Genomic DNA, 13,838 nt, shown 5'->3' on the forward strand with positions numbered 1-13,838 from the left:
GGCCGGTTTCTCTTTTTTAGAGGAACCGGCCTTTACCCTTTATATAGACACTCTACCAAATCCATCAGATTTTTAATTGGTATAAACTGCCGTCTTCTTTTCCAAATAATTTTGGAAAATCGTAAACAAACTACAAATGGCCCAATACACAAGAGCAACTAAAATATACATGGTCATATAATCAAACTCACGGCCGCCAACGATTTTTGCTTGTTGAAAGATTTCAGGAACCGTAATCATTGCTGCTAGAGAAGTTCCTTTGATTAGATCCAGTAAGACATTGCTTAATGGCGGAACAGCAACACGCATAGCTTGCGGAACAATTACTTTGCGCATGATGAAAGACCATTTCAATCCTAATGCATAAGCCGCTTCCCATTGTCCTTTGTCAATGGAAGCTAAAGCAGAACGAATGATTTCAGCAATATAGGCACTGGAACTCAAACTGAAACCGATGACGGCTGCATTGATAGCTTCAAATTGAATGCCGATAAAAGGGAAACCAAAGTAGAGAATAAACAGAAAAACCAATGTTGGCGTTCCCCGCATAAATGAAATATAGATTTTTGCGATTATTCTTAAGGGCTTAAAAGAAGACATCCGCATAATTGCTAAAAGAAATCCTAGCAGTGTCCCAAAAATCATACTGCTAACTGAGATTCCTAAAGTGTAACCTAACCCTTTCAAAACATAAGGCAAGCTGTCGAGGGCTAAAGCAGGATCAAAAATGTATTGCCATTGGATATCAGACATTTTCTATCACCTGCTTTCTACTCTTTTAAGTCGATTTCAGGAAAATCATAATCGATTTGTTCGGTTACATCTGCCCCATCATAAAATTGTTTTGATAATTCCGCTAATGTACCGTCTTCTTTCACCTCTTCTAATGCTCCATTTAATTTTTCCGTCAATTCATCGTTGCCTTTTTTGATAGAATAATTGGTTTCTGAAGGATTGTAAAAAATATCATGAACTTTAACTGGGATATGAGGCAACGCGGCGACAGCTGCAGTTTGCGAATAAAAGTCGTTTAAAATCACATCTGTCCGCCCATTGGCTACATCACTCAAGTATTGATCATTAGTCGCATTATCATAAATGACTTCCTCAGCTCCATAATGTCTGGCAACTTTCATATAAGAAGTCGTTGCTGCTCCAGCTGCTTTTTTATCTTTTAAGTCTTCTAGAGTCTCAATACCTGAGTCATCCGATTCTCTCACCACCATCGAACCAAAAGAGTATTTATATGGAATGGTGTAATTGTACTTATCTGCATTTTCTCCATCACGATCGATCCCCATCGCTGCGACATCAATGGCTCCGCTATTGACTGACGTCAGCATACCGTCAACGCCCATCTCAGTAAAATCAACTTCTAAATCCAATCGTTTCGCGACTTCCCGAATAACTTCTACTTCATAACCGGTCAGTTTATCGGTTTCAGATTCATGAAAAGAGCTTGGATAAAGCGTTCCTGATGTTGCTACTTTTAACGTTCCATTCTCGGCAATTTTTTCCCAAGCCGTTTGTTCCGTTTCTTTCGTTGACGACGCATCTGATCCAGCACTAGCGCCGCATGCTGCTAATGTTAAACTTCCTATCATAACTAAACCTAAAACGATTTTCTTTGTAAACACACGATCCAGCTCCCTTTTCCTTCTTTATTGGTCCAGCTCAACAACAGGCAAATCATCTATACCTTCAATAGGTTTTGAAACATCTTCTCCTGCAAAAAATTCTTCTGATAATTTCGTCAAGGTTCCATCTTCATGCAGTTCTTCAAGTACTTCATCAATTTTATTTTTGATTGAATCATCTTCTTTTTTCAAAAGAATACCAGCAGATGTAGGATTGTAATAAATATCAGACATCTTCACGCCTAGTTCTTTAAATTTATTAACAGCCGTATTGGAAATATAGAAATCATTTAAAATGACATCTGTGCGTCCACTAGCGACATCTCTAAAAAACACATCGTTTGTCGCGTTATCGTAAACAACCGGTTCAGCACCAAATTTTTCCGATATTTGCATGTAAATAGTCGTTGCACCACCGGCAGATTTCTTTCCTTTTAAATCCTCCAGCGACTCAACAACAGAATCGTCTGAAGCTCGGACAACAATTCCACCAAAAGAATATTTATACGGTTCAGAGAAATTGTAATCTTCTAATCGTTTTTCAGTAATGTCTAAACCATTTGCAGCTGCATCAACTTGACCGCTTTTAACTGCAGTCAACATACCATCGACGCCCATTTCGACAAATTCAATCGGTAGTTCCAACCGTTTACCGATCTCTTTAACCACTTCCACTTCATATCCTGTCAATTCGTTGTTTTCACCATCATGGAATGAACTCGGAAAAAGCGTACCAGACGTTGCTACTGTAAAGGTCCCTTTTTCTTTTAAAGCATCCCAAGCTGTTGCTTCTGTTTCTGCGTTTTCTCCCTGAGAACTCACTTCTTTTGATTCTTGTTCGTCTTCTCCGCAAGCTGCTAATCCTACAAGCGTTATCATTAAGACGAGGCTTACTATCCATCGTTTTTTGTGTTTAAACACTGTAAACACTCCTTTTTTTCTTTTTACATCCTTAAATATAGTAACAACCTCTCTCACTGTAGTCAAAAAAGGTTAAAAAAATAAAGATTATTTTTGTTTCTTTAAGGTCTGTTTTTTAAAAAAAACTGAATTATCAACGTTCCTCACACCTTAAACAAAAACAACATTGTATTTATTGGAAAGAAACACCTTTTTTCATCTGTTATATTCTCTGCAGTTAACAAAAATAAAAAACAAAAAAAGCTGATGATGCATCAAGGATGAATAGGCTTAGACCTTAGATGCACTATCAGCTTTTTCTGATTGGATGTTAAAAATCAATAACTACGTTCATAATCAACTAGGTTTTTAGGCAATTCTTCTCCGGCTAGATATGCTTGCAAATTTTCTTCAAAAATAGCAAACAAGCGTTTTTTGAAGTGTTCTGCTATCCCCGAAATGTGTGGAGTAATCAACACATCGCTACGTTCCCATAACGGACTTTCTGTTTCCAACGGTTCCGTTTCAAAAACATCTAATCCGGCAAAAGCAACTTGCTCTGTGTCTAAAGCTGCTATTAAATGTGAAGTATCGACTGTCGGGCCTCGTCCCACATTCAAAAAGAGCGTTCTTTTTTGCATAGCATTAAATACTGTGTCATTGAAGAAATGAGTTGTTTTATCGGTTAAAGGCAGAATATTTACCACAATATCCGCTTCCGAAACTTTTTTGACCAAGTCTTTTTGAGGTATGACTACATCCATGTTAGCCGCTTCGTGTCCGCTGCGGTTTACACCAATGGTTTTCATTCCAAATGCTTTAGCCAAACGTCCAACTTCTTTGCCAATATTCCCCGTTCCAACGATCATCATCGTTTTATCGTGCAATTCCATTAAACGATCTGTTTGATGCCAAGTTTTAGTGGTTTGGTTTCGGATGGCTTCTTGAATCCCTCTTGCATAAGCTAATAACATTCCAAAAACAGATTCTGCAATCGAAATGCTATGGATGCCGCTTCCGTTAGTCAGTAAAACATCCTTTTCTTTTAAACCGTCTAAGTCTAAGAAGTCGACTCCTGCTGCTTTCCCTTGAACCCAATTCAATCGGCTTTTGTTATTTGTTAACAATTCACTGCTCTTTTGGCCTTTCCAACCGTAAATGATTTCAATATCTTCCAATGGAAAATCAAAATCGTTATCGTTCCATGCTTCGATCAGTTCATAATCTGGTGCGAGTTTTTTTAATGTATTTAATTGTTCTGGTGTTGTTTCTTGGGCTAACCAAATGCCTTTTTTCGTCATTGCTTCATCCTCCAATTGTTTATTTTTGTTTATTGTCTCATTTTAATCGCTTGAAACCAAATGAACTGCCCTTTTGTTTTGGTTAGGACTCACATCCTATTCATTAAAATGGTATAATATAATCAAAGAAGTCCAACTGAGAAAGAGGTGTTTAGGTGGACAAAGAACATCTGTTGACGACAAAAATTACAATTAGCGGAACGTTTCAGGATTTTCAACTGTATAGTGGGAAGTTCTATTTGTGGACGACTAAAAACGAATTGAACATTTACAATTGGAATAAATGGATGCAGCAGCTGACATCGATAGATCGTCCTATCTATTTTGAACCGCAACCTACAGAACAGTTAACGATAAAAACCGAAGAATTAGAACCTTTCAGAGAACGAACAGTTTTGTTCACAGAACCGCTCTATGACAGTGTTATCTTTAACCATGTTTTGTATTATTCTGATCCAAGCGGATTTTATCGCTACTCTTTAATGAATAAAGAAGCTGAAAAAGAACTCATTTATCCTTTGCCCGTTTTTCAAATCAATCTTTCTTCATCAGGACGGATGGCTTTGGCTGCCGGTGAAAAGGGCTTATTCGAATACTTAGTGTCGCATAACTATCTTTTCCAACAAACTAAACATGCTTTAACGCCTAGGCTTTTCCAATTAAGTTCAACTTATACGTCCAGAACCGAATGGCTTCAGCAAGATTTGATTCAGTACGGGGACCCTTCCCAGCAAGAAACACACTTGCTCCGCTTTGTTTCACAAAAAGGGGTATTGAGCTTAACGTACATTTTACCATTGAATCAGACTGCAAATGATTCGCCGCTTCAAATCCGTGAACTACCGTTAGCTTTATCGTTTAATCGACCTTCAATGAATGATGGTTCTTTATTTGCTTTTGAAACGGATAAGTACAAAGTTAAAAAGAACCCTTTTTACCGTTCACAAACGATTCACTTATTAACTGCCAGCCACCCGCTGAGTGAAAACCAAGCCACTGATCCAGACGCTTTGGTCGTAAGCGAACGAAACAAGCAGTTGTCAGTCACCTTACAAGATGACCCCATCTTAAGTTTGCCTAGTTCAACCATCAAAAAGTGGCGTATTTATAGCCGGACACGCTACTATCGAAATCAATTGCATCTTTTATTCCCTCATGAACTAGTACTGTATTTATTTACTGAAGTTAAAAGATAACTACTACTATAGAACCGCATCAGAAAAAAGCATTCCTTCTTTTTCTGATGCGGTATTGCCGACTTTAGAATGAAAGCCTTTTAAATTGCTTTAAGCATTGTAACTAGGACAAATACCCGCTATAATGCTGTTAGAATAATGAGAATAGACCATTTAACATCGCAATTAAGCTTCATACATGTTAAAATAGGTTAGATATACTACAGAATAGAGGTAAATAAATTAAATGATCACAGTATCTAATATAAGTTTAGAATTTTCAGACCGCAAATTGTTTGATGACGTCAACATTAAATTTAACCCTGGCAATTGTTACGGCTTAATCGGTGCAAATGGAGCAGGCAAGTCTACGTTCTTAAAAATCTTGGCTGGCGAGATCCAACCTTCAACAGGTCATGTTGCATTAGGACAAGACGAACGTTTAGCAACCTTAAGTCAAAACCACTACGGCTATGAAGACAACACTGTTTTAGAAACAGTCATTATGGGACACGAACGCTTGTATCAAATCATGCAAGAAAAAAATGAAGTTTATATGAAAGAAGACTTCACTGATGAAGATGGCATACGTGCTGCTGAATTAGAAGGCGAATTTGCTGAATTAGATGGTTGGGAAGCAGAACCTCAAGCAGCTGTTTTATTACAAGGCCTTGGCATCTCAGAAGAATTGCATGATAAAAAAATGAGCGAACTAGCTGGTGGAGAAAAAGTTAAGGTATTATTAGCACAAGCTTTATTCGGAAAACCAGATGTTCTTTTGTTAGATGAGCCAACGAATGGTTTAGACAAACAATCGATTGAATGGTTAGAGGAATTCTTAATTAATTTCCCTAATACCGTCATCGTCGTTTCCCATGACCGTCACTTCTTAAACAAAGTTTGTACGCATATGGCTGATGTCGACTTTGGTAAAATCAAAGTTTATGTTGGTAACTATGATTTCTGGTTGGAATCTAGTCAATTAGCCAGCAAATTAGCTGCTGATGCAAATGCTAAAAAAGAAGATCACATCAAAGAATTACAAGACTTTATTGCTCGTTTTAGTGCAAATGCATCTAAATCAAAACAAGCAACGTCTCGTAAGAAAACCTTAGAAAAAATCACTTTAGATGATATCCAGCCTTCTTCTCGTCGCTATCCATTCGTCGGGTTCACACCTGAGCGTGAAATTGGAAACGACTTGCTTCGTGTTGAGAACTTATCGAAAACCATCGATGGCAAAAAGATTTTAGATAATATCAGCTTTTCTTTAAATAAAGACGACAAAGTGGCCTTTACCAGTCATAATGACGTTGCAATCACTGTTCTGTTCAGAATTTTGATGGGAGAACTAGAACCTGATTCAGGAACCTTTAAATGGGGTGTCACCACCTCACAATCTTATCTTCCAAAAGATACGAGTGCTGAATTTGAACAAGGTAAGATTACGATTGTAGACTGGTTGCGTCAATTCGCTTCGAAAGAAGAAAGCGACAATACTTTCTTACGTAGTTTCTTGGGCCGGATGCTTTTCTCTGGAGAAGATGTTTTGAAAGAAGTTTCTGTTCTTTCTGGTGGCGAAAAAGTTCGGTGCATGTTATCTAAAATGATGTTGAGCAAAGCCAACGTACTCGTTTTAGATGATCCAACGAATCATTTAGATTTAGAATCAATAACAGCTTTGAATGATGGCTTGATCTCCTTTAATAAAGGTTCAATCTTGTTCTCTTCACATGACCACCAATTCGTTCAAACGATTGCAAACCGCATTATCGAAGTTACACCAAATGGCGTAGTGGACCGTGCGGACACCACTTATGAAGAATTCTTAGAAAACAAAACTGTTCAAGAACAAATCAAAAAATTATATGCAAAATAACAAATCTCTTTAAAACCAAAAAAACTAGCTGAACTGCTTCACGCATACGTGAGGTGTTCAGCTAGTTTTTTAGTTTGTAGTGAAATAGGAATCGATTTTTAATTGGATCGCCTTTTACAGAATAGGTTAAATCAGTTAACTTGGTCCGTCCAATCTGAAAATTCTTGGATCGTCATTTTATGGATAGTCGTACCTTCTATCATAAGTTCCGGGTCGATGCTAGTGTGTTTGATAAAAGGATCCTCTAGGATAATGATTTTTTTATTCAAAGCCAGCCCTATGCCTATTTCAATATAGCCTCTAGCATCTGCTACTCCCTTAAGAAAAAGAAAATCGGCTTCTAAAATAATCGGCCTGGCAGCTTCTATTTGTTGAAAGTAATCTGATTCAATCACTTCTACGTCTTGAGAATATTGAAAAGCAACGCCGCTTAAATCACTTTCTGTATGGATATTATAAATAATCATTTTTGCAGCTCCCTCTAATTTCCCTGTAAAAGTATTCTATTATTATGAAACAATCTGATTCAGCTAGTTTTTCTTCATCAATTGCTTTTAAACATTTTTTATTTATTTGCTTTATAGACTTTTAATTGTTTTCCCTTAACCGTACGATCTTTCATTTCTTCAATGACTCTCGGACCTTTTCCATTCAATACCTCTACATAGGTAACATTTTCTTGAATAGTAATAATACCGATATCATCTGCTTTGATTCCCGGAATATTCGTCAACGTACCGACAAAATCCACTGCGCGAAGTTTTTTCTTTTTCCCGCCGTTAAAATAAATTTTTGTGATCCCTTGATTCAGTTCCTTGTTACGAGCTCTTTTCACAACCAGCCGTTCTTGAAGTTTCTTTTCAAAAGCCGATTTATGACTTTGTACAACGCGAGCATTTGGAGCAGTGATTTCAGAAATTTCTTGTTGCACGTATGCTCTAACTTCTTGCCACCAAGGTCTTTCTTTTGGAGTGACCAGAGTCAGTGCTACTCCTGTCTTCCCGGCACGCCCTGTTCGTCCTGTTCGGTGTACGAAACTTTCTTTTTCTACGGGTACATCGTAATTGATGACATGCGTCACATTATCGATATCGATCCCTCGAGCTGCTACATCTGTTGCGACTAAATAACGGAACTTCCCTTTTCTGAAGTCATCCATCACATCGAACCGATCTTCTTGCACCATACCGCCATGAATTTTATCAATCGGCAAACCCGCTTTATTTAAGAACGTGTACAAACGATTCACGGCTTCTTGAGTGTTACAGAAAATCATACAGCTGTCTGGATTCTCAACGATCAATAAATCCAACAACTGCTGTTCCTTTTTCTCAGGTTCGACTTTAAGGTATGATTGTACGATTTTAGGTCTTGATTGTTCTGTCATTTCGATTTTAATAGCTGCTCTGTCGGGTTTCATATAGAAACTAGCCAAACGTTCTATCTCTGGCGGCATTGTAGCCGAGAACAATAGAGTTTGTCGTTCTTCTGGCAAAAACTCTATAATAGCTGCCATTTGGTCAATGAACCCCATATTCAGCATCTCATCTGCTTCATCGATCACTAAATAACGCAATTTATCAACTTTCATCGTTCCTTTTTGTAAATGGTCCAAGACACGACCAGGTGTCCCTACTACAATATGGCTCTTTTGTTTTAACTCAGACTTTTGCTTGTCAAAAGAAGCTTTGCCGAATACAGAGGTTACTTTGATACGTTTTAAACGACCAATATTCGTAATGTCTTCTTTTACTTGCAATGCTAATTCTCTCGTAGGTACTAAAACAAGGGCTTGGGGTCTGTTTTCTTCCCATATCACGTTTTCGCATAATGGGATTCCAAAGCTCACGGTTTTTCCGCTGCCAGTTTGTGACTCAACAATCACATCTTTTTCTGCTAAAGCCAATGGCAGTACTTCTTCTTGAACTTTAGTCGGTTTAAAATAGCGTAAACTTTCTAATGCTGTTACCAGTTCTTCTCCAATACCAAATTCTTCAAATGTATTCTTTTTCATAATAGCCTCACTCACTTGTTTTATTTTTACTAGTATAACAGGATTTCAATTGAAATATAGCTTTTTACTGGCTATTTTAGCAGTCTCTCACAATTTCTTTTTCATCGATAAACCAATGAAACCGCTAAACGCCAACTTTTATGCTCTAGTTTTTTTCATTATTAACTGCCTTTGACTAAGGTTTTCTTTCTTTAAAGTGTACCATGCTCTCTCCTCATATTAAATAAAGGTGCTCTGTCGGCAACAGCTAATAAAATGTCCAGCCTTTTGATTTATGTCTTATTTCAGTTATACTTAGACTAAATAGAAAAGAGAAGGTGGAGTAAATATGGCTGAAGTTAAACGTATCGCAACAGGCGCTATTGAAGAAAACTGTTATATTATTTATGAAAATTTAACTGCTTTGATCGTCGATCCAGGTAATGATTTCCAAAAAATCATGAATGCAATTGAAGAATTGCAAGTTACACCGGCAGCTATTTTATTAACGCATTGTCACTATGATCATATCGGGGCTTTAGAAGAAACTCGTACCACTTATAACATTCCTGTATACGTTAGTTCTTTAGAAAAAGACTGGCTTGGCAATCCTGAACTAAATCTTTCGGCTCATGGAGATAAACCGATCATCGCTCAACCAGCTGAATTTGAGTTTGAATTGATGAAAGATTATACCTTAGGCGGTTTGACATTCAGAGTCGTTCCAACACCAGGACACTCGCCTGGAGGAATTAGTTTTATTTTTGAAGATTTCGTCATCACAGGTGATGCCTTATTTAAAGGCAGCATAGGACGTTCTGATTTACCCGGAAGCAATCCTGAAGCTTTGCTGGAAGGAATCCGTGAACAACTCTTTAATTTAGAAGACGAGATGCGTATTTATCCAGGACATGGCGGCGCTTCAACTATCGGAGACGAAAAATTAACGAATCCGTTTTTTAATTAAGGTCTGAATATTGACCGAAGCGAGCACACTGCTGAACGAAGGTTTTAGCAGTGTGTTTATCTGTGAATAAGGAGGCATTTTAAATGAAAACTATTCTAGTTTTACACACTGGAGGAACGATTGCGATGAGCGAAGACCAAACCACTGGTAAAGTTCGTCCAAATGCAGAGAACCCGTTACAGAAACACAGCCATTTATTTGACCAAGAAGCTCATTTGATCGTGGAGGATTTTTTTCAACTCCCTTCTCCTCACATCACGCCAAAAGAAATGTTGTTGTTAAAAAAACGGATCGAAAAAGCCATTTTGTCAAAAGAAGCTGACGGTGTCGTCATTACACATGGAACCGATACGTTAGAAGAAACAGCTTACTTTTTAGATTTAACACTGGATCATCAAGTGCCCATCGTCATCACGGGAGCTATGCGTTCCAGCAATGAAATCGGCTCTGATGGTCTTTACAACTTTCAAAGCGCTGTTTGGGTTGCTTTAGCAGATGAAGCTCAAAACAAAGGCGTGCTGGTAGTTATGAACGATGAGATCCATACTGCCCGCTATGTGACAAAAACACATACATCAAACGTCGCAACTTTCCAAACCCCGACTTTTGGGCCGATTGGGCTTATTTCTAAAAATGAGGTCCTTTTTTTCCAAAAATTGATTGCAGAAGAAAAATTCGAGATCACGACTGTGGATAAGTCCGTTTACCTCTTAAAAGCCTATTCTGGGATGGATGGCGTTTTATTTGATGCTCTAAATAATGACCAAACCGACGGGCTGATCATTGAAGCGCTTGGTGCCGGAAATTTACCGCCAGCGACTCTGCCGGCATTGCAGCGTATTTTAAATCGAAACATTCCTGTTGTTTTGGTTTCACGCTCTTTCAACGGCATTGCTCAAGACGTCTATGATTATCCTGGCGGCGGTAAACGGTTGAGCGAAGCTGGCGTTATTTTCACCAATGGTCTGACTGGGCCTAAAGCCCGGATCAAATTAATGGTTGCTCTAAATAAAACTCAAAATCTTGAAGAAATTGCTCAGTATTTTTAATCCAAAAGCTCCATTCTCTACGATCAGAGAATGGAGCTTTTTTAGATCAATTTTCTAGAGTGTACAATGTGATTTGGGGTTCTTTACCCGTTTCACACGCATCCACATCAACTGTCCTTGCTTCTTGCTCCGGGAAATACCGCAAGGAGAAAACTTCTTCCCCTTGGTTAACAAACAATTCCAACGAAGAACTTTCAAGAAACAAGTGCAGTTGCGTCAAAGGCTTTGTCAATGTGACCGCCCGGGTCTCTCTATCGCCAGTCAGCCAATTTGACCGCGAAACCTGCACTCGGTTTCGGTGCTGATCGTACTCAATGTCAACATCTTTTCTTATCTGAAGCTTGAATGAACCGGCCGTTTTCTCCCAGTCTACCAGAATCTCATTTTGCAATGTAGGCAGCTGCAGTGATGCTTCGGCTTTCCCTTCCACAACTAAAGGAGAACCATGCCTTAATTGTTTCAATTCTGCTGCTGGCCGCTGGTTTAATTGTCCATCAGCATAAATCAATTCTCTAGGAATCGTCAAAGAGTGGATCCAGCCGTCTTGGATAGTGGGAACAGCTGCTTCAATTGCTGGTTCCATGACTCCCATCCAACCAAATAAAAGCTGACGTCCTTTATCGTCTTGGAAAGTTTGCGGAGCGTAAAATTCAAACCCTCTATCCAACTCTTTAAAAGGCTGCTCATCGGTTAAAAATTTGCCTGCTTCTGTAAATACCCCAGTTAAATAACCGGATTGATAAATATTGTTAAACTCATCTCCTCGGGCCATGATTCCTTGTGGAGAAAAAATAAACGCTGATTTTTGGTTGAAGTGCACTAAATCCGGACATTCCCACATAAATCCAAAATCAAGCTCATCATCCAAAAGCGAACCTGTGCATGTCCAATCGATTAGATTCTTCGAATGATACACCAAAGCATCCCCCGTCAAATCAACTTTTTGTGCCCCTAATACCATCCACCAATCGTTATTCTTTCCTTGCCAAACTTTTGGATCCCTCACATGTGCTGTGTATCCCGCGGGCTGTTTCAAAATCGGCCCTTTCTTTTCAAAATGCACGCCATCTTCTGAAACAGCTAAACATTGATAGCTTTCGCGTTCATTCGCTTCGTTTCGGACATTTCCGGTATAGAACAAATACAATTTATTTTCAAAAGATACAGCACTGCCGGAATAACAGCCATCTTTATCAAACCAATCGACCGGTTCCAAAGCTGCTGGCTGCTCGGTCCAATGAATCAAATCCGTTGAAGCAACGTGCCCCCAACTTTTGGTATTATGGGTCGTATCGTTTTGGTTCCATTGGTAAAAGACATGGTAGACCCCTTTAAATTGAATCAATCCATTGGGATCATTCAACAAGCCTTTAGGAGGCGTAATGTGATAACCCAGCTCATATTCTCCTCTATTTTTAGTACGTGTCATCCTTAAACTTCCTTTCAAGCTTCCAATTCATTTTTCATTTTGTCACTGTAACCAAAGAAATAAGTTAAGCCAAAAGCTACCGCAATGGCGATCACATTCGTCAACAGGTACCAAAGAATTTGGTTGTTTAAATACAATAAGGCTCCTGGAATAACCGTTACAGCCATCCCTGTTGCTTCTAAACCAATAATATTTCCAAAGAAACCTCCTGCTGCTCCACCGACTAAACCAAAAATAAACGGTTTGACATAACGTAAATTCACTCCGAAAACAGCTGGCTCTGTGATGCCAAGAAAGGCTGATAATGTAGAAGGATAAGCTAGAGCTTTCAGTTTTTTAGATTTTGTTTTCATCGCTACAGCTAAAGAAGCTCCGCCTTGTGCGGCAACACTGGCCGTAATGATCCCGTTATATGGGTTTACTCCAGTATTTGACAACAGCTGAATCTCTAGGAAATTAAAGAGGTGGTGAATACCCGTCACCACAATGATTTGATTTAAGCCGCCTATAATCAATCCTGCTAAGCCAAATGGCAACGCTAGTGCCCAAATTGTCGCATTCAATACTACTTCTTCTAATGAATGAAAAACCGGCCCAATAATAAACAACGATAAAACACTCATGATCAAGAGTGTCAAGAAAGGTGTCAACAGTAAATCTAAATATTCTGGAACGTACTTCCGTATCCATCTTTCTAATTTAGCTCCCACAAAACCGGCAATAAAAGCAGGCAAAACGGTTCCTTGGTAACCAACTACTGGAATAAAGCCAAACATGGTGATGGGGTTTACGGTACCCGCTGCAACTTCATAAGCATTTGGAAGCGCTGGATTGACCAGCATCAAACCTAAAACAATCCCAATAACGGGCGATCCGCCAAATACTTTAAATGAAGACCAGGCAACCAATGCCGGTAAGAAAGCAAAAGCTGTATCGGTTAATACTTCTGTATACATCAAAAAGTTAGCACTAATATCTGTGGGCGCCATGCCAAAAATTGCCAAAACTTGTTCTTGTGTCAATAACCCACGCAAGCCCATAAACAGTCCTGTCGCAACCAATACTGGAATAATCGGGACAAATACGTCACCAAAAGTACGAATCATCCGTTGGAATACGTTTCCTTGTTTCTTAGCTTCTTGTTTCATTTCGCTAGTCGACCCTGCAGATGCACCAAGCCCCACAACTTCTTCATAAATCTTATTGACGGTACCGGTTCCAAAAATGATTTGAAATTGACCTGAATTAAAAAATGCCCCTTTTACTTTATCGATATTTTCTACCGCTTCTTTGTCTATTGCTTCTTCTTTATTTACCATAATACGCAAACGTGTGGCACAGTGAGCAATAGATTGAATGTTTTCTTTTCCTCCCACTGCCGCAATCACTTCTTTAGCAATTCTCTCATTTTCTGACATCTTTATTTCCTCCTTTTAAGGAATTCTTTTTATTGGAACCGGTTTCTATTATTAGTTTAACCGATTTCATTGTTATTGTCTAGTTTAATT

The 13,838-nt window shown here is 38.7% G+C and carries 11 protein-coding genes and 1 pseudogene; 4 read left to right on the forward strand and 8 right to left on the reverse strand.

Translation table 11 applies throughout. The features are described from left to right. Positions 1 to 72: 72 nt before the first annotated feature. The 4 genes from NY10_RS06520 to NY10_RS06535 form a co-directional block, all read right to left on the reverse strand. Positions 73 to 753, reverse strand: coding sequence for an amino acid ABC transporter permease (locus tag NY10_RS06520; RefSeq protein ID WP_058919210.1), 681 nt, complete (start codon positions 751 to 753; stop codon positions 73 to 75). A 17-nt stretch (positions 754 to 770) separates the two neighbouring features. Beyond that, positions 771 to 1,604, reverse strand: a complete 834-nt coding sequence (locus NY10_RS06525; protein WP_058920269.1) for a transporter substrate-binding domain-containing protein — start codon at positions 1,602 to 1,604, stop codon at positions 771 to 773. Positions 1,605 to 1,661: 57 nt separating this feature from the next. Then, entirely contained in the window at positions 1,662 to 2,558 is an 897-nt protein-coding gene (locus tag NY10_RS06530; RefSeq protein ID WP_231726705.1) for a transporter substrate-binding domain-containing protein, read from the reverse strand. A gap of 317 nt (positions 2,559 to 2,875) precedes the next feature. Further along, complete coding sequence (locus tag NY10_RS06535) at positions 2,876 to 3,838, reverse strand: phosphoglycerate dehydrogenase (protein WP_058919211.1); 963 nt, start codon at positions 3,836 to 3,838, stop codon at positions 2,876 to 2,878. A gap of 155 nt (positions 3,839 to 3,993) precedes the next feature. Here NY10_RS06535 and NY10_RS06540 point away from each other — a divergent pair, with 155 nt between their 5' ends. Further along, positions 3,994 to 5,034, forward strand: coding sequence for a hypothetical protein (locus NY10_RS06540; protein ID WP_058919212.1), 1,041 nt, complete (start codon positions 3,994 to 3,996; stop codon positions 5,032 to 5,034). 226 nt (positions 5,035 to 5,260) lie between these two features. Beyond that, on the forward strand, positions 5,261 to 6,892 hold the full coding sequence (locus NY10_RS06545) for an ABC-F family ATP-binding cassette domain-containing protein (protein WP_058919213.1): 1,632 nt from the start codon (positions 5,261 to 5,263) through the stop codon (positions 6,890 to 6,892). Positions 6,893 to 7,023: 131 nt separating this feature from the next. Here the strand turns inward: NY10_RS06545 and NY10_RS06550 are convergent, their stop codons facing one another. Both NY10_RS06550 and NY10_RS06555 read right to left on the reverse strand, forming a co-directional pair. Then, on the reverse strand, positions 7,024 to 7,359 hold the full coding sequence (locus NY10_RS06550; protein ID WP_058919214.1) for a hypothetical protein: 336 nt from the start codon (positions 7,357 to 7,359) through the stop codon (positions 7,024 to 7,026). A gap of 98 nt (positions 7,360 to 7,457) precedes the next feature. Continuing rightward, on the reverse strand, positions 7,458 to 8,906 hold the full coding sequence (locus NY10_RS06555) for a DEAD/DEAH box helicase (protein ID WP_058919215.1): 1,449 nt from the start codon (positions 8,904 to 8,906) through the stop codon (positions 7,458 to 7,460). 328 nt (positions 8,907 to 9,234) lie between these two features. On the opposite strand from NY10_RS06555, the gene NY10_RS06560 reads away from it, so the two are divergent. Together NY10_RS06560 and NY10_RS06565 are read left to right on the forward strand one after the other, a co-directional pair. Beyond that, positions 9,235 to 9,852, forward strand: coding sequence for an MBL fold metallo-hydrolase (locus tag NY10_RS06560; protein ID WP_058919216.1), 618 nt, complete (start codon positions 9,235 to 9,237; stop codon positions 9,850 to 9,852). 83 nt (positions 9,853 to 9,935) lie between these two features. After that, positions 9,936 to 10,901, forward strand: a complete 966-nt coding sequence (locus NY10_RS06565) for an asparaginase (protein ID WP_058919217.1) — start codon at positions 9,936 to 9,938, stop codon at positions 10,899 to 10,901. A gap of 46 nt (positions 10,902 to 10,947) precedes the next feature. On the opposite strand, the gene NY10_RS06570 is transcribed toward NY10_RS06565, so the two are convergent. Together NY10_RS06570 and NY10_RS06575 are read right to left on the reverse strand one after the other, a co-directional pair. Continuing rightward, the gene (locus NY10_RS06570; RefSeq protein ID WP_058919218.1) at positions 10,948 to 12,330 is read right to left on the reverse strand and encodes a glycoside hydrolase family 32 protein; all 1,383 of its coding nucleotides are present in this window, start codon (positions 12,328 to 12,330) and stop codon (positions 10,948 to 10,950) included. A 38-nt stretch (positions 12,331 to 12,368) separates the two neighbouring features. Beyond that, positions 12,369 to 13,748, reverse strand: a pseudogene (locus NY10_RS06575) (sucrose-specific PTS transporter subunit IIBC); the annotation flags it as partial. Between the last annotated feature and the right edge of the window lie 90 nt (positions 13,749 to 13,838).

Source organism: Carnobacterium sp. CP1 (assembly GCF_001483965.1).
Taxonomy (GTDB): Bacteria; Bacillota; Bacilli; order Lactobacillales; family Carnobacteriaceae; genus Carnobacterium_A; species Carnobacterium_A antarcticum.